Origin of the sequence: Cystobacter fuscus (assembly GCF_044360685.1) — a bacterium.
Taxonomy (GTDB): Bacteria; Myxococcota; Myxococcia; order Myxococcales; family Myxococcaceae; genus Cystobacter; species Cystobacter fuscus_C.
The window spans coordinates 2,339,678-2,358,043 of record NZ_CP043491.1 but is presented as its reverse complement, the minus strand read 5'-3'; the positions used below and the strand labels follow the sequence as shown (position 1 = coordinate 2,358,043).

Sequence of the window (18,366 nt, the reverse complement as noted above, 5' to 3'; positions counted from 1 at the left end):
CTGGCTCCTCCCCAGATGTGGAACGGCGCCGCCCCACAGGAGGAGTGCGCAGTCCATGATCGACTTGAACCAGTCACCCGTTACCGACCCGACTCCGATCTTCGACATCTACCGCGCAAGCGCCGGCAGTGAGTTGCTCACGGCTGCGGTCACCCATTTCCGCGTCTTCGAACGACTGGCGAACAAGCCGCTGCGTATCTGAGGAGCTGCGCGCTGAACTCGACCTCGCCGAGCGGCCCGCGGTGGTGCTGATCACGGCCCTGCGAGCCTTCGGCCTGCTCGCGCTCGATGCGGATGGCCAGTTGACGCTCACGCAGTCGGCGCCTGCTCGTGCACGACGTGTTCCTGAATGATGCGCTCGACGGGCCGGTCGCGGTGGCCCACTACTCGGCCATCCTCCTCACCCTCACCGAGGGGCGGGCCTACAGCGCGGCGGAGTACCGCGCCTGGATGCGCGAGGCGGGCCTCGAGCCCGGCGAGGTGGTGCCCACCCTCGTGCACTGTGGCGTGCTGCCGGCGCGCAAGCCGGGCCAGCCCTCGCGCTAACGGCGCCCCGTTAGCCGGGCTTGCGCACCAGGGCGCCGAACTCCGGGAGGAGCTGGCGGTAGGCCTTGAGGATGTCCTCGGGCACGTCCACGTGGGCAATGAAGCCCTTCCCGCGAGGGCCATAGCCCGCTTCATCATCGTGGAGCCGCGGAATTTCCCCCAGGAGGAGCGAGATGAAGCGCTCCACGCTCCAGATGGGCCCGGCATCGGTCCCCGGCTCGATGGCGAACGCGCCGTCGCGCACGACGAGCTGGGGAACGAAGGGCGCCTGGCTGATGAGCTGGATTCCTTCCGCCTCGGCGTTCCAGTACAGGTCGAAGGACGCGTGGGTCCTGAGCTGCATGGTCGGGTCCTGCACCAGGATGACGGTGCGTGGCGACAGCCCGAGCTGCTTCAAGACACGTCTGGACTGGATCGCGTTGTCCCCGCAGTTGGTCGACACGGTTTCCAGGAGGATGTCGCGCGGCGCCAGTCCCGCGGAGCGGGCGGCGATGTGGGCCATGATTTCCGCTTCGCTCCTGCCCTCCAGCTCGATGTCCGAGTACCGCGGCTCCTCGCGGACCGCCTCCCTCAACATCGCGGTCGAGTGACCGATACCGCCAGCGATCATGAAGCGTTCGGCGATCCCCGAGGCGAAGGCGGCGGCGGCCCACTCGGCGGTTCGAGGCAGGCTGCTTCCCAACAAGAGGAGCAGGTCCGCCCGCTCGATTCCCGCGCTCGAGCGCAGAGCGGCTGCCGTCAGCGCTCCGAGGTCACGGCGGGCCAGGAACGTGGCGATCCGATTCAGCATGTGCACCGCGCCAATGTTTCCCTGAGTCGTCATGCGAGGCTCCTGCTCCGGGGTCCTTCCGGTGAAGCGCCTTTTTAGTAGGGGAAACATCGGCAGGCCAGGGCCGGAGTGGCATCGGCGGGCGTTCCAATCGAGCAACAGTGAAGAGCGCTGGAGCCAGCTAGTCGCGCGAGTGCAACGTCGACATATTGCTTGTTCTGGGACAACCAGGCGTACATGCAGCAACTGGGGCTGACGCCATAGCACTGACGTGCTGGTGCGGCGCGGCGACGAGGTGCTCTTCGTGCCAGCTTTCCGGGGTTCCTTTGACGCTGGCCCCTATGCGGTGAGAGTACAGACAAAATCTAGCAGCTCGGCCCCCTCACAACATCTAAGGGCACACTCCTGATCATCGCTCTCCACTGCTGTTTCACCCAAGCGAACCATCCGGTCAACCAAGCGGCCTGCCTCATCCACCGCGAGTCCACCATCCTCCGAGAGCAAGTGAACCAGAGATTCCCGACTCGCGTTGGGTCTCAGGCCAGTGAAATAGATCTTCGGTCCCTTCACAGCGGCATATAGTCCGACACCTGCACCGAGTTCGCGCACCCGTTTCGCGACCATTTCATTGGAGACCTCGACCACCTCCACTGGCCGAGCAACAATAGAATCCACGATCCGCTTGGAAACACCAAGCGATAGCTTGAGTTCACGACGAAGAAGATGAACGAGATCCACCGAGCGCGGATCGTCCTTCCAGCCCGAGAATACGAGTTGAATGGCGCTCATTTCACCCTGACTCGAATTGAACGAGGAATGTGGCCGAGGCGCGCTCTGGTCGTTCGCGTCGCACCTTGAATGATGACGTCGCTTGCACCACACGTGATGTTCATAGCATTCGACGTCGACCCGATGAATTCAGTGTAGCCAATTATACACCTGCTCCAGCATCACCGCGCACACGAGCCCACCGTAGGTGCCCAGCACGTAGCCCGCCACCGCCAGCATGACGCCCACGGGCGCCAGCGCGGGGTGGAAGGCCGCCGCCACCACGGATGCCGAGGCCGCGCCCCCCACGTTCGCCTGCGAGCCCACCGCCGCGAAGAAGATGGGCGCGCGCAGCCACCGCCGCGCCGCCAGGATGAAACCCGCGTGGATCGCCATCCACACCAGCCCCACCGCCACCATCGCCGGCGCGTCCAACAACCGCCGGAAGTCCGCCTTGGCCCCGATGGTCATCACCAGCACGTAGAGGAACAACCCCCCTACCCGGCTCGCCCCCGCCCCCTCCAACTCTCGCAAGCGGGTGAAAGACATCGCCGCCCCCACCGTCGTCACCAACAACACCACCCACGTGAAGCCCGTGATGAAGGTGCCCACGTCCGGCAGGTGCCGCGCCACCTCCGTGCACACCACCGTCGTCCCGAGCCCCAGGGTGAGCATCCACACCAGGTCCGACAGCGTCGCGGGCCGCGCCACCGAGGCCTGGAAGCGCGCCACCTGCTCGCGCACCTCATCGAGCGCCTTGCGGTCCGCGCCCATCCGCGCGTCCATCTTCAATTCCTGGCCCGCGAACCACAGCAGCACCGCCGTCCACAGGTTCGACACCCCCACGTCCACCACCACCATCATGCTCAACGTGTCCTCGTGCGCCCCGATGCTCCGCCCGATGGCCACGAAGTTCGCGCTCCCCCCAATCCACGAGCCACTCAGCGCCGCCAATCCCTTCCACGCCTGCTCTCCCAGCTCCGCCGGCATCCACCGCCCCAGCAGCAGATAGGCGCTCGGCCCCCCGAGCATGATGCCCGCCGTCCCCGCCAGGAAGGGCACCACCGCGTTGCGCCCCAGCCGGGCAATGGCTCCCAGGTCCATCGACAACACCTGGAGCACCAGGCTCGCGGGCAGCAGGTACGCCGACACGAAGCCATACAGCGCCGACTGCGTGGGAATGACTCCCGTGTTCGAGAGCAGCGTGGGAATGAAATAGACGAGCACCAGCAGGGGCACGGCCTTGAAGAAGCGCCCGAGCACCGGGTGCCGCTCGACGAAGAGCAGCAGCGCCAACACGGCCAGCAGCACCGTGAGCACCGCCATGGGCTCCTGGATGAGCGGTCCGCTCATGGCTGGGATTGAGGTTCCACGCCGAGCCCGGGCCCGTCCCCCAGCCGGATGCGCCCGTCCACCACCGGGTGCCCCTGGAAGGGGTCCGCCGCCAGCAGCAGGTTGCCGTCCAAATCCAACCAGTCCGCCAGCGGCCCCAGGTGCGCCGCCGCCGCGATGCCCACCGACGTCTCCACCATGCACCCCACCATCACCTTCAGTCCGCAGGCGCGCGCCGTCTCGATGATGCGCAACGCCTCGCGGATCCCCCCGCACTTCTGAAGCTTCACATTGATGCCGTGGTAGCCCTCGGCCAGCCGCGGCACGTCCGAGGCCTTCATCAACGCCTCGTCCGCCACCAGCGGCAGCGGCGAGCGCTCGCGCAGCCACTTCGCGCCCTCGACATCCGCCGCCAGCAGGGGCTGCTCCACCAACTCCACTCCCCGCTCCGCCAGCCACTCGATGTGACGCAGCGCTTCCTCGGCGCCCCACGCCTCGTTGGCGTCCACCCGCACCACCTTGGACGTGGCGTCCCGCACCGCGCCGAAGGTCTCGCGCACCGACTGAGCGCCCAGCTTCACCTTGAGCACCGGATAGGGCTCCGCCTCGCGCACCTTGCGCGCCAGCGTCTGGGCATCGTCGATGCCAATGGAGAAGGAGGTGATCGGCATGCGCGCCGGATCCAGCCCCAACATCCGATAGAGCGGAGCCCCCAGCCGCTTGCCCGCCAGGTCATGCAGCGCCATGTCCAACGCCGCCTTGGCGGCATGGTTTCCCGGGAGGGCCTCGTCGAGGCGCTCGGAGAGGACCCGGAAGTGCCACGGGTCCCCCTCGAGCACTGGAGCGAGCCGTCCGAGCGCCTCCGTCACCGTGTCGGCGGACTCCCCGTAGCGCACGTTCGGTGCCGCTTCGCCCCGGCCCACCACCCCGTCCGCGCGCAGCTCGACGATGACGTTGCGTTTGAAGGTGCTCGTCCCCCGCGCGATCGTCCAGGCGTGGCGCAGGGGAAGCTCGAGGACTCGGACATCCAGGGAGAGTGGCATGCGGAGAACCCAGGGGAAGGAGCCGCATTAGCACAGCCCTGAGCGACTCCCCTAGACTCCCCACGCATGCGCCCCCTCCTGTTGGCCCTCGCCTTCCTGCTCGCGCCCGGCCGAGGACTCGCCGCCAGCGCCCCGCCCCCGGCGAAGGGAGAGATGCGCACCTTGCTTGCCGAGCTCATCGCCGTGGACACCTCCAACCCTCCCGGCAACGAGGCCGCCGCCGCCCAGGTGGCCGCGCGGTGGCTGCGCGAAGCCGGCATCTCCTCCGAGCTCGTCGAGGCCACTCCCGGACGTGCCCACCTCATCGTCCGGCTCGAGGGCTCCGGCGCCGCGAGGCCCCTGCTCGTGCTCGCCCACCTCGACACGGTGCCCGCGCGGCGCGACGAGTGGACGTCCGATCCCTGGACGCTCACCGAGCGCGACGGCTTCCTGTATGGGCGCGGCGTGCAGGACAACAAGGGCATGGCCGCGGCCAGCATCCTCGCGTTGCGGCGGCTCGCACGGGAGGGAGCGAAGCGCTCACGCGACGTGGTGCTCGTGCTCAGCGCGGACGAGGAGGTGGGTTCCCAGGCCGGCATCGACTGGCTGCTGGAGCACCGCCCCGAGCTGCGCGAGGCGGAGTTCGCCCTCAATGAAGGCGGGCTCACGGAGTTGAGCGAGGACCGCCGCCGGGTGCGCTTCGTCAACCTCCAGGCCGCCGAGCGCGTCTCGCGCCACATGGTGCTCCGGGCCACCGGCCCCGGCGGACATTCCTCGGTGCCTCCGGCCACCCCCTCGCCCCTGGTGCGGCTGGCGGCGGCGGTGGCCCGTGTCGGCGCGGTCACCTTCCCCACCCGGCTCACCCCCGTGACCCGGCTGAACATCGAGGGCCGGTTGAAGGTGACGGACGGCGAGACGGGCGAGGCCCTGAAGCGGCTCGCCGCCGCTCCGGAGGCTCCGCCCCAGGACGCGGTGGACACGCTCGCGCGGCTCGAGCCCGCCCTGGCCGCCGTGCTGCGCACCACCTGCGTGCCCACCGTCTTCACCGCGGGCACCCGCCCCAACGTCATCCCCGCCACCGCCGAGGCCACCCTCAACTGCCGGCTGCTCCCGGATGACAACCCCGAGCAGGTCCGCGCGCGGCTCGTCGCGGCGATGGGAGACCCGGACATCCAGGTGGAATGGAACGCGCGGCCCCTGGACTCTCCCGCCTCGCCCGTGGGCGACAACGCGATGTTCCGGGCCGCCCGCGCCGCCGCCGCGAAGGTCTGGCCCGGCGCGCCCGTCTTCCCCCGCATGTCCACCGGCACCACCGAGTCCACCGCCCTGCGCCGCGCGGGCATTCACGCCTACGGCATCGATCCCTTCGCCCTCACGCCGGAGGATGCGCGCACGGCCCACGCCCCCAACGAGCGCATCCCCGTGGCCTCGCTCCAGCCCGGCGCCGACTTCGTCCACCGGCTCCTGTCCGAGCTGGTGAAGTGAGCCCCAGCGCCCTCCCCTTCCGCTTCACCCCCGAGAGGACCTCATGACGACTCCCCCCAACGCCCCTGTCCGCGCGCCCCTGGTCCTCCTGACGGCGGCGCTGACGGCGTGTAGCTGGCAGACCCGGCCATCCCCCGAGGAGACCCCCCCCGTGGCGAGAATCTGGAGGAAGAGCGCCCAGGCGGGCGACTTCGAGCGCTTCACCCGCGAGGGCACCCGGCTCACCTCCGAGGGCCAGCTCGAGCTGGACGCCTCCGGCCCCGCGCCCGCGGATCCCTTCCCGGGCCACGCCCTGCCCGGCACGGACAGTCCCCTGCCCGAGGGCGCGCTCCTCGTGGGCCGGGCCCGCTCCGAGGTGCAACCCGTCCCGGGTGGCTTCGACAACGTGGTGCCCTCGTTCGACGTGCACACCCCGCCGGGCACCTGGGTGCGGCTGACGCTCGCGGCGCGCGTGGAGGGCGAGTGGACGAAGGACTACGACTTCGGCGTCTGGGCGCTCGAGCCGGGCACCGTGACGCGCCACAGCGTGGAGCGCCAGGAGGACGCGCGAGGCAAGGTGCTCATCGACACCCTCGTGCTCAAGCAGAAGGCGGACGGGCTGCGGATGACGGTGTGGCTCTTCTCCACCCAACCCGGCACGAGCCCCCGCGTGCGCGCGCTCGCGGCGGCGGTGACCGACACGGGCCGCACCGCGCCCGAGGAGCGCTCGGACCAGCAGGCCTGGGGCACGGTGCTCGAGGTGCCCGGCCGCTCGCAGATGCTCTACCCACCCCATGGCGGCGCCTGGTGCTCCCCCACCTCGCTCTCCATGCTGCTCGCGTACTGGAGCCACCGGCTCGGCCAGGACGCGCTCCAGGTGAGCGTGCCCGTGGCGGCCTCCTCCGTCTATGATCCGGTCTTCGCGGGCGCGGGCAACTGGCCCTTCAACACCGCCTATGCCTCGGCGCTGGCGGGCGGAGCGCTCCACGGCATGGTGGCGCGCTTCGACTCCTTCACCCAGGTGGAGCGGCTCATCGCCCAGGGCATCCCCGTGAGCATCAGCGTCGCCTACGAGCCTGGCGAGCTGACCGGCTCGCCCGTTCCCCGCTCGGATGGGCACCTGCTCGTGGTGAAGGGCTTCTCGCCCCAGGGCGACGTCGTCTGCAACGACCCGGCCTTCCCCAGCGACGACACGGTGAGCGTGACGTACCGCCGCGAGGAATTGCTGCGGGTGTGGGATCACTCACGCCGCTCGGCCTACCTGCTGTGGCCCGCGGGAACACAGCTCCCCGCGGGCGCGCTCACCTTCGTGCCCTGAGCCGCACAGCGCGGCTCCAGGCCTTGTGCTCACGGCGCGCGCAGCTCGTCGATCTGGGCGAAGCGGGCGAACGTCATGTCTGCGCCCGCCGTGCACTTGATCTCCCCGGGGCCAGGGTTCGAGCCACCACCGCTGATGTCCTGCGCGCGGTACGCCACCCGGGGCAGGCCCTCCTTGCCCAGCGCGATCGACGGACTGTGCAGGAACCAGCCCCCGGCGATGTTGCAGTCGGGATAGGGGATGATCTTGTCCTTCTCCATGTCCGCGGCGAACTCCACCTTGGCCAGGTTCCACTTCGACTTCGTCTCGTCGGTGCAGTTGGCGTCACAGTGGGCGATCACGATGTTGTAGGCCGCCGCGTAGGCGATGCGCGGTTGATCCTTGCTGTCGAGCGCGAGTTCGAGCCCTGCCTTGAGCTGCGCGCCCCCTTCGTTGGACGGCAGGAGGATCTGCGCGAACCAGCCCTCCTCGGAGGTGCAGTTCGTGTCGCACTCCAGGTAGAGCAGGTTGCGGCCGCTGCCGTCATCGCCCATCAGCGCCAGGCGCGGCTTGCCCTGGCTCGTGAGCCGCAGCGACATGGCCGGGTACATGCGGACCGCCTCGGAGAAGCCGTAGAACGCCTTGTAGAGGGCCGTGCCCTTCCAGTTGCCGGCCGACGCGCAATCCGTGTCGCACTCGTAGTAATAGCTCAGGTGATTGCCGCCATCGACGAGCTCCGCCTTGACCAGACGCGGCTGGCCCGAGGGGGTGAAGCGCAGCGAGTTCATCTGCCAGTTGCGCGAGGAGATCTGCCCCTGAGTCCAGCTCCCCGGATTCTGGCAGTTGTTGTCACACTGCACATAGAAGGTCGCGGGAGTGGGCGCCCCGATGCCAATGCTGCGGTAGCTGTGCATGATGAAGCGCGGCTTGCCCTGGGGCGTGACGGCGAAGGCGTCTCCGGAGACCTCGCGCTCACCGCCGTGCTCGAGGATGGGCGTCACCGTCCACGAGGCGCGCTGGGTGCAGTCGCCCGAGCACGTGGCGTAGTAGACGCGCTCGTGGGTGCTGAGCAGCACTTGCGGCTTGCCGTCCGGACCGACCGCCACCCGGGCGTTGTCCACCGTGCCCTGCGTCTCCAGGAGCACCGCCTTGGCCTGCTCGACCGAGCTGCAATTGGACGGGCAGAAGGCGTAGTAGGCATCGCCCCGGGAGTAGGCCGGGTAGACGATGTGGAAGTTGCCCTGCGCATCCGCCTGGATGTGCGGATCCCCCGTGTTGCGGGGCTCGCCCGTGGGCAGGAAGAACTGGCTCGTCTTGCTGACGGGGCCGTTGGGATTGTCCTTCCCTCCACACGCGGAACAGGCCACGAAAACCACGGCACAGACGGCGGCGAACAGGGCGGTCTCGATGCGACGCATCATGCGGCTCCTTGTCTCCAGTACCTCACCGCGGCGCGGCCCGCGGTCGGGGACAGCGACCTTCCGGCGGAAGGCCCACCGTTGTCCACAGAGAACCACCACGCCCTCCCCCGGAGTGTCGGACCGAGGCGCCCCTCGCCACCCAGGCCAGGGGCCCGCCAGACGGCTCCAGGGCCAAAAAGCGAAGGGGCCGCCTCCCGGTGAAGGGAGACGGCCCCTGGGACTTCAGGCACTTCAGGCCACGAAGGCGTGGACTACTTCACGGCCTTCACGCGCTGGCGCTTCTCGGTGTGGCCCTCGGCCGCGGGCTCGCCATCCGTTGAAGGCGGCACCGCCGCCACGGCCGGCTTGCCGATGCCGTACTTCTCGTACACCTGCCGCTCCACTTCCTTCATGACCTCGGGGTGGTCACGCAGGTAGTCCTTGGCGTTCTCGCGGCCCTGGCCGATGCGCTCTCCCTTGAAGGAGAACCAGCTGCCGCTCTTCTCGATGATGTTGTCCGTCGACGCCAGGTCGATGAGGTCGCCCTCCCTCGAGATGCCCGTGCCGTACATGATGTCGAACTCGACCTCCTTGAAGGGAGGCGCCACCTTGTTCTTCACCACCTTCACGCGGGTGCGGCTGCCCACCACGTTCTCGCCATTCTTGATGGCGCCCACGCGGCGGATGTCCAGGCGCTGCGACGCGTAGAACTTCAGCGCGTTGCCGCCCGTCGTCGTCTCGGGGTTGCCGAACATCACGCCAATCTTCATGCGGATCTGATTGATGAAGATGACGCACGTCTGGCTCTTGCTGATGGTGCCCGTGAGCTTGCGCAGCGCCTGGCTCATGAGGCGCGCCTGCACGCCCATGTGCGCATCGCCCATCTCACCCTCGAGTTCCGCCTTCGGCACGAGCGCGGCCACCGAGTCCACCACCAGCACGTCGATGGCGCCCGAGCGCACCAGCATCTCGGCGATCTCCAGCGCCTGCTCGCCGGTGTCCGGCTGGCTCAGCAGCAGGTCATCCGTGCGCACGCCCAGCTTGCGCGCGTAGCCGATGTCCATGGCGTGCTCGGCGTCGATGTAGCCCGCCACGCCGCCGCGCTTCTGCGCCTCGGCCACCACATGGAGGCACAACGTCGTCTTACCCGAGGACTCCGGCCCGTAGATCTCCACGATACGGCCCTTGGGCACGCCTCCGACGCCCAAGGCGATGTCGAGCGAGACGCTTCCCGTCGAAATGGCCTGAACATCCCTCACCAGCGGCTCCTCGTTGCCGAGCCGCATGATGGACCCCTTACCGAACTGGCGCTCCACCGCGGACATCGCCAACTCGATCGCCTTCTCCTTCTCCGGATTCACGGCCATTTCGTCTTGCTCCTTGCGTATGCGGCGAGCCACCCCGGCTCACCTGAACTCACGTTTAGTACGCGATGGGAAAACCCTAGTCCATCCGTCTGACATGACCCAGAACGTTCAGCGTCGTGTCCGCACGAGCAGCAGGCAGGCCACCAGCCCGCCCAGGCCACTCGCCGCTCCGTGATAACCAGCGGGCCCCCCCAAAAACACCTCGACGAGGGAGAGCAGGAGCAGCACGAACAGGCCCGCCCGCCTGGAGGGAGAACGTTCAGGGGCCAACAGGGCCATCATCAGCCCCATCAGCGCCAGGCCCATGAGCACCACCAGGAACGGCCCCAGCCCCCCCACCTCGGAAGCCACCTCCGGGGGCAGGGCCCACCACTGCCCGACGAAGCCCACCCCCAACGCCCCCACCGGCACCACGCCGGAGGGCAGCGCCGGGCCGCGCCGCCGCCGGGTCCACGCCCGGAGATGATCCAGATCCTCGGGACGGACCTCCAGGGCGTAGGGAAAGCCCAGCCGCGTCAGGGACTCGACGGCCGCGCTCCGGCACGTCCGGCCCCCGCGCTCCACCAGCCCCTCCAACTGGCCGCTCTCCAACAGGTGCAGGAGCAGATCCGCCACCTCCCGCGAGCCGCCCCCCTCCCCCAGCGCCTCCAGTTGGGCGCCCAACTGACCGGCCAGCACCTCCCGCTCGTCCCCCGTGGCGTTCCGGGCCGCATCCACGAGGCGCGACACCTCCCGCCGCGTCGCCTCCGGCAGGGGCGCCCGGAGGGAATCGGGGAGCGGCTCCCAGGGGGCCAGCGACGGCACCTCCGGCTCCCGCCGCACGGCGTCCCGGACCCGCGGGCCGGTGAAGGAAGAAGGAGGAAGAGGCCCGCTCATCACTCATCCATTTAATGATCGCACCTCATGGGAGCGGACCCGTTGCCCCCGGGAGCGAGGGCCGCCGTCGGGCAGACGACACCGCCCTGTCACCGCGCGCCGCTTCTTTGACTCCTACAAGTCCCCCCTTAAGGTGTGGCTCGTCGCTGGTGCCCGGACGCGCGTCACCCGGGCTTCATAAGGGAATCCGGTGGAAGTCCGGAGCTGCCCCGCAGCGGTCAGCGAGAACGAACCCGTCCACACCACTGGCTCTCGGGCTGGGAAGGGGACGGCAGTAGGCAGTGGTACCCCGGAGAAGACGCCGGGACGCTCGCGAGCCCGAATACCTGCCAGCACCCGTTCCCTGGAGAGACATCCAGGGGCGGTTTCGACCTGGAGCACCTCGGGGGAGGCGCGCGGTCCAACACGCCACGAGCGCCACTCGTCGCGTGCGGGCTCCCGTTGCGTCCCCGCCCCACCGTGCTCCAGCCGCCACGGTCGTGTAGGAGGAGCCGCAACATGTTGGACACCATCCCCGTCTCGCCCCCCAACCCGCAACCGACCGCCACCACCATGCGGGTGCGCAAGCGCAACGGGACACTCGAGGCCGCGGATCTGAACAAAATCGTCCGCGCCATCAGCCGCAGCTGTGATGGCCTGCGCCAGGTGGACGCCATCCGCGTGGCCACCAAGACGATCGCCGGTCTCTATGATGGTGCCTCGACGCAGGAGCTGGATCAGCTCTCCATCCAGACGGCGGCCTCGCTCACGCTCGAGGAGCCCGAGTACGCGAAGCTCGCCGCGCGGCTGCTCGCGACCTACATCGACAAGGAGCTGTCGGGCCAGGAGGTCCATTCCTTCTCGCAGTCCATCGCCGCGGCCCACCGGCTGGGGCTCGTCAACGAGCGCGTCGCCCAGCTCGTCGCCGCCAACGCGCGCAAGCTCAACGACTCCATCGATCCCACGCGCAACCGCCTCTTCGAGTACTTCGGCCTGCGCACCGTGTACGACCGCTACCTGCTCAAGCACCCCACCACGCGCGCGGTGCTGGAGACGCCCCAGCACTTCTTCATGCGCATCGCGGTGGCGCTCGGGGAGACGGTGCCCGAGGCCCTGGAGCTCTACCGGCGCTTCTCGCTGCTGGAGTACGTGCCCAGCTCCCCCACCCTCTTCAACTCCGGCACCCGGCACGAGCAGCTCTCCTCGTGCTTCCTGCTCGACTCGCCCGAGGACGAGCTGGGCAGCATCTACCAGCGCTACACCGACGTGGCCATGCTCTCGAAGTTCTCGGGCGGCATCGGGCTGGCCTACCACCGCATCCGCTCGCGCGGCTCGCTCATCACCAGCACCAACGGGCACAGCAACGGCATCGTCCCGTGGCTCAAGACGCTGGATGCGTCCGTGGCGGCGGTGAACCAGGGCGGCAAGCGCAAGGGCGCGGCGTGCGTGTACCTGGAGACGTGGCACGCGGACCTGGAGGAGTTCCTCGAGCTGCGCGACAACACGGGCGACGAGGCCCGGCGCACGCACAACCTGAACCTGGCCAACTGGGTGCCCGACCTGTTCATGAAGCGCGTCGAGGCGGACGGCTCCTGGTCGCTCTTCGATCCCAAGGTGGTGCCCCACCTCACCGACCTGTACGGCGAGGACTTCGAGCGCGCCTACCTCGAGGCGGAGGTCAAGGGGCTCGCCGTCAAGAGCATCAAGGCGCGCGAGGTGTACGCGCGCATGATGCGCACGCTCGCCCAGACGGGTAACGGCTGGATGACGTTCAAGGACAAGAGCAACCGCGCGTGCAACCAGACGGCGCGCCCGGGCCGCGTCGTGCACCTGTCCAACCTGTGCACGGAAATCCTCGAGGTGACGAGCAAGGACGAGACGGCCGTCTGCAACCTCGGCTCCATCAACCTCGCGCGGCACACGTCCACGGACGCTGCGGGCAAGGTGACGTTCGACTGGGAGAAGCTCGCCCAGACGGTGCGCACGGCGGTGCGGCAGCTCGACCGGGTCATCGACCTGAACTACTACCCCATCGCCACCGCGGAGAGCTCCAACCGGCGCTGGCGCCCGGTGGGCCTGGGCATCATGGGCCTGCAGGACGTCTTCTTCCAGATGCGCCTGCCCTTCGACGCCCCCGAGGCGCGCACGCTCTCGCGCAAGGTGTCCGAGGAGATCTACTTCCACGCCCTCTCGGCGTCCGCGGAGCTCGCGGCCGAGCACGGCGCCCACCCCTCCTTCCCCGAGACGCGCGCCGCCCAGGGCGAGCTCCAGTTCGACGCCTGGGGCGTGACGCCCGAGGACACCGCGCGCTGGGACGCGCTGCGCACGCGGGTGAAGCAGACGGGCCTGCGCAACTCGCTGCTCATCGCCATTGCCCCCACGGCGACCATCGCCTCCATCGCGGGCTGCTACGAGTGCATCGAGCCCCAGGTGTCCAACCTCTTCAAGCGCGAGACGCTCTCGGGGGACTTCCTCCAGGTCAACCGCTACCTCGTCGAGGAGCTCAAGCAGCTCGGCAAGTGGAACGAGGAGATGCGCACGCGCATCAAGCTCGCGGAGGGCTCCATCCAGGGGATTTCGGACATCCCCGCCGAGGTGCGCGCCATCTACCGCACCGCGTGGGAGCTGCCCATGCGCTCGCTCATCGACATGGCGGCCGACCGCGGCGCCTTCATCGACCAGAGCCAGTCGCTCAACCTCTTCATGGAGTCGCCCAACATCGGGCAGCTCAGCTCCATGTACATGTACGCCTGGAAGAAGGGGCTGAAGACGACGTACTACCTGCGCTCGCGCCCCGCCACGCGCATCGCCAAGGCCACCGTCGAGGCGCCCCGCGAGGAGAAGCCCACCGAAGCGCAGGCCATCGCCTGCTCCCTGGAAAACCCCGAAGCCTGCGAGGCCTGCCAGTGACCGCCGCCGCCAAGCCGCTCGAGACCCCCATGCCCTCCAACGCGACTCCCAAGACGGGCGGGCGCCTGCTCGACCCGGGGCTCAACCTCACCCTGCGCCCCATGCAGTACCCGGCGTTCTTCGAGATGTACCGCAACGCCATCAAGAACACCTGGACGGTGGAGGAGGTGGACTTCTCCACGGACGTGGGTGACTTGCGCTCGAAGATGTCGGCCGCGGACCGCCACCTCATCCAGCGCCTGGTGGCCTTCTTCGCCACGGGCGACTCCATCGTGTCCAACAACCTCGTGCTCAACCTGTACAAGCACGTGAACGCGCCCGAGGCGCGCATGTACCTGTCCCGCCAGCTCTACGAGGAGGCACTGCACGTGCAGTTCTACCTCACGCTGCTCGACACGTACGTGCCGGACCCCGCCGAGCGCGCCAAGGCCTTCGCCGCCATCGACAACATCCCGAGCATCCAAGAGAAGGCCGCCTTCTGCTTCAAGTGGATGGACTCGGTGCACCAGTTGGACCGGCTGGAGACGCGCGAGCAGCGCCGCGCCTTCCTGCTCAACCTCATCTGCTTCGCGGCCTGCATCGAGGGGCTCTTCTTCTTCGCGGCCTTCGCCTACGTGTACTTCCTGCGCTCGCGCGGGCTCTTGCACGGCCTGGCCGGGGGCACCAACTGGGTGTTCCGCGACGAGAGCGCCCACATGGCGTTCGCCTTCGAGGTGGTCAAGTGCGTGCGCCGCGAGGAGCCCGGCCTCTTCGACGCGCAGATGGAGCGCGACGTGGTGACCATGATGGAGGAGGCGGTGGCGTGCGAGCTGCGCTTCGCCGAGGACCTCCTGGGCGGCGGCGTGGCGGGGCTGTCGGTGAACGAGATGCGCCAGTACCTCGAGTACGTGGCGGATCAGCGCCTGGGGATGCTGGAGCTGCCCAAGCGCTACGGGGCGAAGAACCCGTTCGGCTTCATGGACCTGCAGGACGTGCAGGAGCTGGCCAACTTCTTCGAGCGCCGCGTGTCCGCCTACCAGGTGGGCGTCGTCGGAGAAGTGACCTTCGACGCCGCGTTCTGAGCTGGGCGGCGAGCGCCGGACATGACGACGCCCGGGACCCTGAACGAGGGACCCGGGCGTCGTGCGTTCACGGCCCCTCGCGAGGGAGGGGCCGGCGGCGGACTACTCCACCGTCACGCTCTTGGCGAGGTTGCGCGGCTGGTCCACGTCGTTCCCGCGCATCTCCGCCACGTGGTAGGCGAGCAGCTGCAAGGGAATGGTGGCCACCACGGGCGCGAGCAGCGCGGTGGCGGCGGGGATGCGGATGACGTGGTCGGCGAGCGTGGAGGCGTGCGTGTCGTCCTCGTCGATGACGGCGATGACCTTGCCGCCGCGCGCGCGCACCTCCTCGATGTTGCCGATGATCTTCTCGTAGGCCACGTGCGGCTGCTTGGGAGCGATCACCACCACGGGCATCTTCTCGTCGATGAGCGCGATGGGGCCGTGCTTCATCTCTCCGCCGGCGTAGCCCTCGGCGTGGATGTACGAAATCTCCTTGAGCTTGAGCGCGCCCTCGAGCGCCACCGGGTGCATGGGGCCGCGGCCGAGGAAGAGGAAGTCCTGGGCGTTCATGAAGTCACGCGCCACGCGCTTCACGGCGGGCTCGCACTTGAGCACGTCCTCGATCATCTTCGGAATCTCGGTGAGCGAGGTGAGGTGCTCCTGGGCCGCCTTGACGGAGAGCGTGCCGCGCATGCGGCCGAGCTTCACCGCCAGCAGGTACAGGCCCACGAGCTGCGTGGTGAAGGCCTTGGTGGAGGCCACGCCGATCTCCGGGCCCGCGTTGGTGAGCACGGTGACCTCGGCCTCGCGCGTCATGGCGCTGCCGATGACGTTGCACAGCGCGAGCGTGGAAGCGCCGCGCGCCTTGGCCTCCTTGAAGGCCGCCAGCGTGTCCGCCGTCTCACCCGACTGGCTGATGGCAATGGCCAGGTGCGAGGACTCGACGATGGGGTCGCGGTAGCGGAACTCGCTCGCCAGCTCCACCTCCACGGGGATGCGCGCCAGGGTCTCGATCATCGCCTTGCCCGCGATGCCCGAGTGCCACGAGGTGCCGCACGCGAGGATGGTGATCTTCGTGAGCGCCTTGACCTTCTCCGGGCTCATCGTCCAGCCCTCGAAGTGCACGTCGCCCTCGGACAGCATCATGCGGCCGCGCAGGGTGTCCGCCACGGCGCGAGGCTGCTCGTGGATTTCCTTGTGCATGAAGTGCTTGTGGCCGCCCTTCTCCGCCATCATCGGCGTCCAGTCGATGCGCCGCGTGACGCGGTTCACCTTCTGGTTGGAGCGGTTGAAGATCTCCACGCCGCCCGCGGTGAGGATGGCGAGGTCCCCCTCCTCCATGTAGATGAAGTCCCGCGTGTGCTCGAGCAGCGCGGGCACGTCGCTCGCCACGAAGTTCTGGCCCTGGCCCAGGCCCAGCACCATGGGCGAGGACTCCTTGGTGCACACGATGCGGTTGGGGTCGCTCTCCGTCACCACCGCCAGGGCGTAGGTGCCCTTGACGTGGGAGATGGCCGCGCGCACCGCCGCGGGCAGGTCCAGCCCGCTCTTGAGCTCGTCGGAGATGAGGTGGGCGAACACCTCGGAGTCCGTCTCCGAGGCGAACACGTGGCCCTTGGCGCGCAGCTCCTCCTTGAGCGCCAGGTGGTTCTCGATGATGCCGTTGTGCACCACCGCCACGCCGCCATAGGTGTGCGGGTGCGCGTTCTCGTCGGACGGCCGGCCGTGCGTGGCCCAGCGCGTATGGCCGATGCCCACCGTGCCTTGCGGCAGGTCCGTCTGGACACGGCTCTCCAGGTTCTTCAGCTTGCCCGTGGCGCGCACCACGTTGAGGACGTTGCGGTTGATCACCGCCACGCCCGCCGAGTCATAGCCCCGGTACTCGAGCTTCTTCAGCCCGGAGACCAGGATGGGAGCCGACTGCTTGTCACCAACGTACCCGACGATTCCGCACATATTGTTCTGTCCTCTCTCACGCCCATGGTCCCCGAGCTTCACCCCGGGGAGCAAACCCACCTACATCGGGCGACCTCTGTCGCCCTGACGACAAGCAAGACCCACGCCACTACCCCGCCGACACCTTGTCCGACTTGGCCGGGCCTGATTCCGCGGACTTCTTGAGCCGAGCCTTGTTGCGCTCGACCCACCCTTCCTTGTTCACCTGCGGCGACCGGGACACAGCGAGGCTCCCGGAGGGCACATCTTTCGTCACCGTGGTGCCCGCACCGACATAGGCACCGTCGCCGACCTTGACCGGGGCGACGAGCTGGGAGTCGGAGCCAATGAACACTCCGTCCCCGAGTTCGGTGACGTGTTTGTTCACTCCGTCATAGTTGCAGGTGATGGTGCCGGCGCCGATGTTCACCCCGGAGCCGATCTTCGCGTCGCCCAGGTAGGCCAGATGGTTGGCCTTGGTGCCCCGGCCGAGGCGGGCCTTCTTCGTCTCCACGAAATTCCCCAGATGCACTTCCTCGGCGAGCTCCGTCCCGGGCCGCAGCCGCGAGAAGGGCCCCAGGATACACCGCTCGCCGACGCGGGCCTCCTCCAGCACCGTGTAGGGCTTCAGGGTCGTTCCGTCAGCGACCGAGGAGGCGTGCAGCACGCAGCCCTGGCCGATGGTGACCTGGCGGCCCACCACGGTGGCGCCCGACAGGCTGACTCCCGGAGCGATCTCGGTGTCCGGGCCGATCGTCACGCCCTCCTCGATGTAGGTGGTGGCGGGGTCGGCCAGGGAGACGCCGTTGCGCATGTGCCAGGTGTTGATGCGCAGCTGCAGATCCTTGGCGCGCGCGGCCAGCTCCACGCGGTCGTTCACCCCGGCCGTCTCGTTGAAGTCCGCCTCGATGGCGGGCACCGGCCCCTGCGAGGCGGCCATCTCCACCAGGTCCGTGAGGTAGAACTCGCCCTGGGCGTTGGTGCTCTTGATGTTGGCGAGCGCCGCCCAGAGGAAGGACGAGTCGACGAGGTAGATGCCGACGTTGCACTCGCGCACCAGGCGCTCCTCGGGGGAGCAGTCCTTGTGCTCGACGATGCGCTTGACCAGGCCGCCCTCGCGGATGACGCGCCCGTAGCCGGTGGGATCCTCCAGATGGGCGAACATGAGCGAGAGCACGCCCCCGCCCTGCTCATGCGCGGTGACGAGCGCGGCGAGCGTCTCGCGGCGCACGAGCGGCACGTCCCCGTAGAGGATGAGCACGCGGCCCTTGAAGTCCTTGAGCGCCTCCTCGGCCGAGCGCACCGCGTCGGCCGTGCCCCGCTGCTCCTTCTGGAGCGCGAAGCGCAGGGGCGCGGCGGCGAAGAGGTCGCGCACGGAGCGCTCCACCTCGCTCGCCTGGTGGCCCACCACGGGCACCACGGGCGAGGCGCCCAGTTCCAGCGCACGCATCAGGGGATAGAAACACAGGGGCTTGCCGAGAATGGGGTGAAGGACCTTGGCCTTCTCCGAGCGCATCCGCGTGCCCTTGCCCGCGCACAGCACCACCGCCGCCAGAGGAGTTGTCATGTCGGCGATAACTAGGGATGGCTGGGGGGCACGTCAACCACGAGCCGCGGAACGGGGCCCGCGAGCGTCCTCCAGATGCGCCCTGACGGAC

At 68.8% G+C, this 18,366-nt stretch carries 15 protein-coding genes and 1 riboswitch; of the genes, 6 read left to right on the top strand and 9 right to left on the bottom strand.

Annotated elements, in window-relative coordinates; translation table 11 throughout:
- Positions 1–55 precede the first annotated feature (55 nt).
- A complete protein-coding gene (locus tag F0U63_RS09770) occupies positions 56–202 on the top strand; it encodes a hypothetical protein (RefSeq protein WP_395845622.1) in 147 nt (48 codons plus the stop codon).
- Positions 203–330: 128 nt separating this feature from the next.
- Positions 331–546: a hypothetical protein gene (locus tag F0U63_RS09765; RefSeq protein ID WP_395845621.1), complete on the top strand. Its 216-nt coding sequence runs from the start codon at positions 331–333 to the stop codon at positions 544–546.
- A gap of 10 nt (positions 547–556) precedes the next feature.
- Here F0U63_RS09765 and F0U63_RS09760 read toward each other — a convergent pair whose 3' ends face one another.
- From F0U63_RS09760 to F0U63_RS09745, 4 genes are all read right to left on the bottom strand, one after another.
- Positions 557–1,369 carry a YdcF family protein gene (locus F0U63_RS09760; protein WP_395845620.1) on the bottom strand — a complete coding sequence of 271 codons (813 nt, stop codon included), beginning with the start codon at positions 1,367–1,369 and terminating at the stop codon, positions 557–559.
- A 285-nt stretch (positions 1,370–1,654) separates the two neighbouring features.
- Entirely contained in the window at positions 1,655–2,104 is a 450-nt protein-coding gene (locus F0U63_RS09755; protein ID WP_395845619.1) for a hypothetical protein, read from the bottom strand.
- Positions 2,105–2,233: 129 nt separating this feature from the next.
- On the bottom strand, positions 2,234–3,436 hold the full coding sequence (locus F0U63_RS09750) for a DUF819 domain-containing protein (protein ID WP_395845618.1): 1,203 nt from the start codon (positions 3,434–3,436) through the stop codon (positions 2,234–2,236).
- Positions 3,433–4,458 (bottom strand): dipeptide epimerase, encoded by a 1,026-nt coding sequence (locus F0U63_RS09745; protein ID WP_395845617.1) that lies wholly within the window; start codon positions 4,456–4,458, stop codon positions 3,433–3,435. The genes F0U63_RS09750 and F0U63_RS09745 overlap by 4 nt, the downstream gene beginning before the upstream one ends.
- A gap of 66 nt (positions 4,459–4,524) precedes the next feature.
- Between F0U63_RS09745 and F0U63_RS09740 the strand changes: the two genes are divergently transcribed.
- Together F0U63_RS09740 and F0U63_RS09735 are read left to right on the top strand one after the other, a co-directional pair.
- Complete coding sequence (locus tag F0U63_RS09740) at positions 4,525–5,922, top strand: M20/M25/M40 family metallo-hydrolase (protein WP_395845616.1); 1,398 nt, start codon at positions 4,525–4,527, stop codon at positions 5,920–5,922.
- Between the two features lie 43 nt (positions 5,923–5,965).
- Entirely contained in the window at positions 5,966–7,219 is a 1,254-nt protein-coding gene (locus F0U63_RS09735; protein WP_395845615.1) for a C39 family peptidase, read from the top strand.
- Between the two features lie 29 nt (positions 7,220–7,248).
- Here F0U63_RS09735 and F0U63_RS09730 read toward each other — a convergent pair whose 3' ends face one another.
- The 3 genes from F0U63_RS09730 to F0U63_RS09720 all read right to left on the bottom strand — a co-directional run bounded on the left by F0U63_RS09730 (position 7,249) and on the right by F0U63_RS09720 (position 10,841).
- Positions 7,249–8,619 carry a hypothetical protein gene (locus F0U63_RS09730; RefSeq protein ID WP_395845614.1) on the bottom strand — a complete coding sequence of 457 codons (1,371 nt, stop codon included), beginning with the start codon at positions 8,617–8,619 and terminating at the stop codon, positions 7,249–7,251.
- 251 nt (positions 8,620–8,870) lie between these two features.
- Complete coding sequence (gene recA, locus F0U63_RS09725) at positions 8,871–9,965, bottom strand: recombinase RecA (RefSeq protein WP_395845613.1); 1,095 nt, start codon at positions 9,963–9,965, stop codon at positions 8,871–8,873.
- A gap of 108 nt (positions 9,966–10,073) precedes the next feature.
- Positions 10,074–10,841, bottom strand: a complete 768-nt coding sequence (locus F0U63_RS09720) for a hypothetical protein (protein ID WP_395845612.1) — start codon at positions 10,839–10,841, stop codon at positions 10,074–10,076.
- Positions 10,842–10,971: 130 nt separating this feature from the next.
- A riboswitch (cobalamin riboswitch) is annotated at positions 10,972–11,190 on the top strand.
- 149 nt (positions 11,191–11,339) lie between these two features.
- Between F0U63_RS09720 and F0U63_RS09715 the strand changes: the two genes are divergently transcribed.
- Positions 11,340–13,730, top strand: a complete 2,391-nt coding sequence (locus tag F0U63_RS09715; RefSeq protein WP_395845611.1) for a ribonucleoside-diphosphate reductase subunit alpha — start codon at positions 11,340–11,342, stop codon at positions 13,728–13,730.
- Between the two features lie 29 nt (positions 13,731–13,759).
- A complete protein-coding gene (locus F0U63_RS09710) occupies positions 13,760–14,791 on the top strand; it encodes a ribonucleotide-diphosphate reductase subunit beta (protein ID WP_051256191.1) in 1,032 nt (343 codons plus the stop codon).
- 102 nt (positions 14,792–14,893) lie between these two features.
- Here F0U63_RS09710 and glmS read toward each other — a convergent pair whose 3' ends face one another.
- Both glmS and glmU read right to left on the bottom strand, forming a co-directional pair.
- Positions 14,894–16,729, bottom strand: a complete 1,836-nt coding sequence (glmS, locus tag F0U63_RS09705) for a glutamine--fructose-6-phosphate transaminase (isomerizing) (RefSeq protein ID WP_395845610.1) — start codon at positions 16,727–16,729, stop codon at positions 14,894–14,896.
- Positions 16,730–16,838: 109 nt separating this feature from the next.
- The gene (gene glmU, locus F0U63_RS09700; protein ID WP_395845609.1) at positions 16,839–18,275 is read right to left on the bottom strand and encodes a bifunctional UDP-N-acetylglucosamine diphosphorylase/glucosamine-1-phosphate N-acetyltransferase GlmU; all 1,437 of its coding nucleotides are present in this window, start codon (positions 18,273–18,275) and stop codon (positions 16,839–16,841) included.
- Between the last annotated feature and the right edge of the window lie 91 nt (positions 18,276–18,366).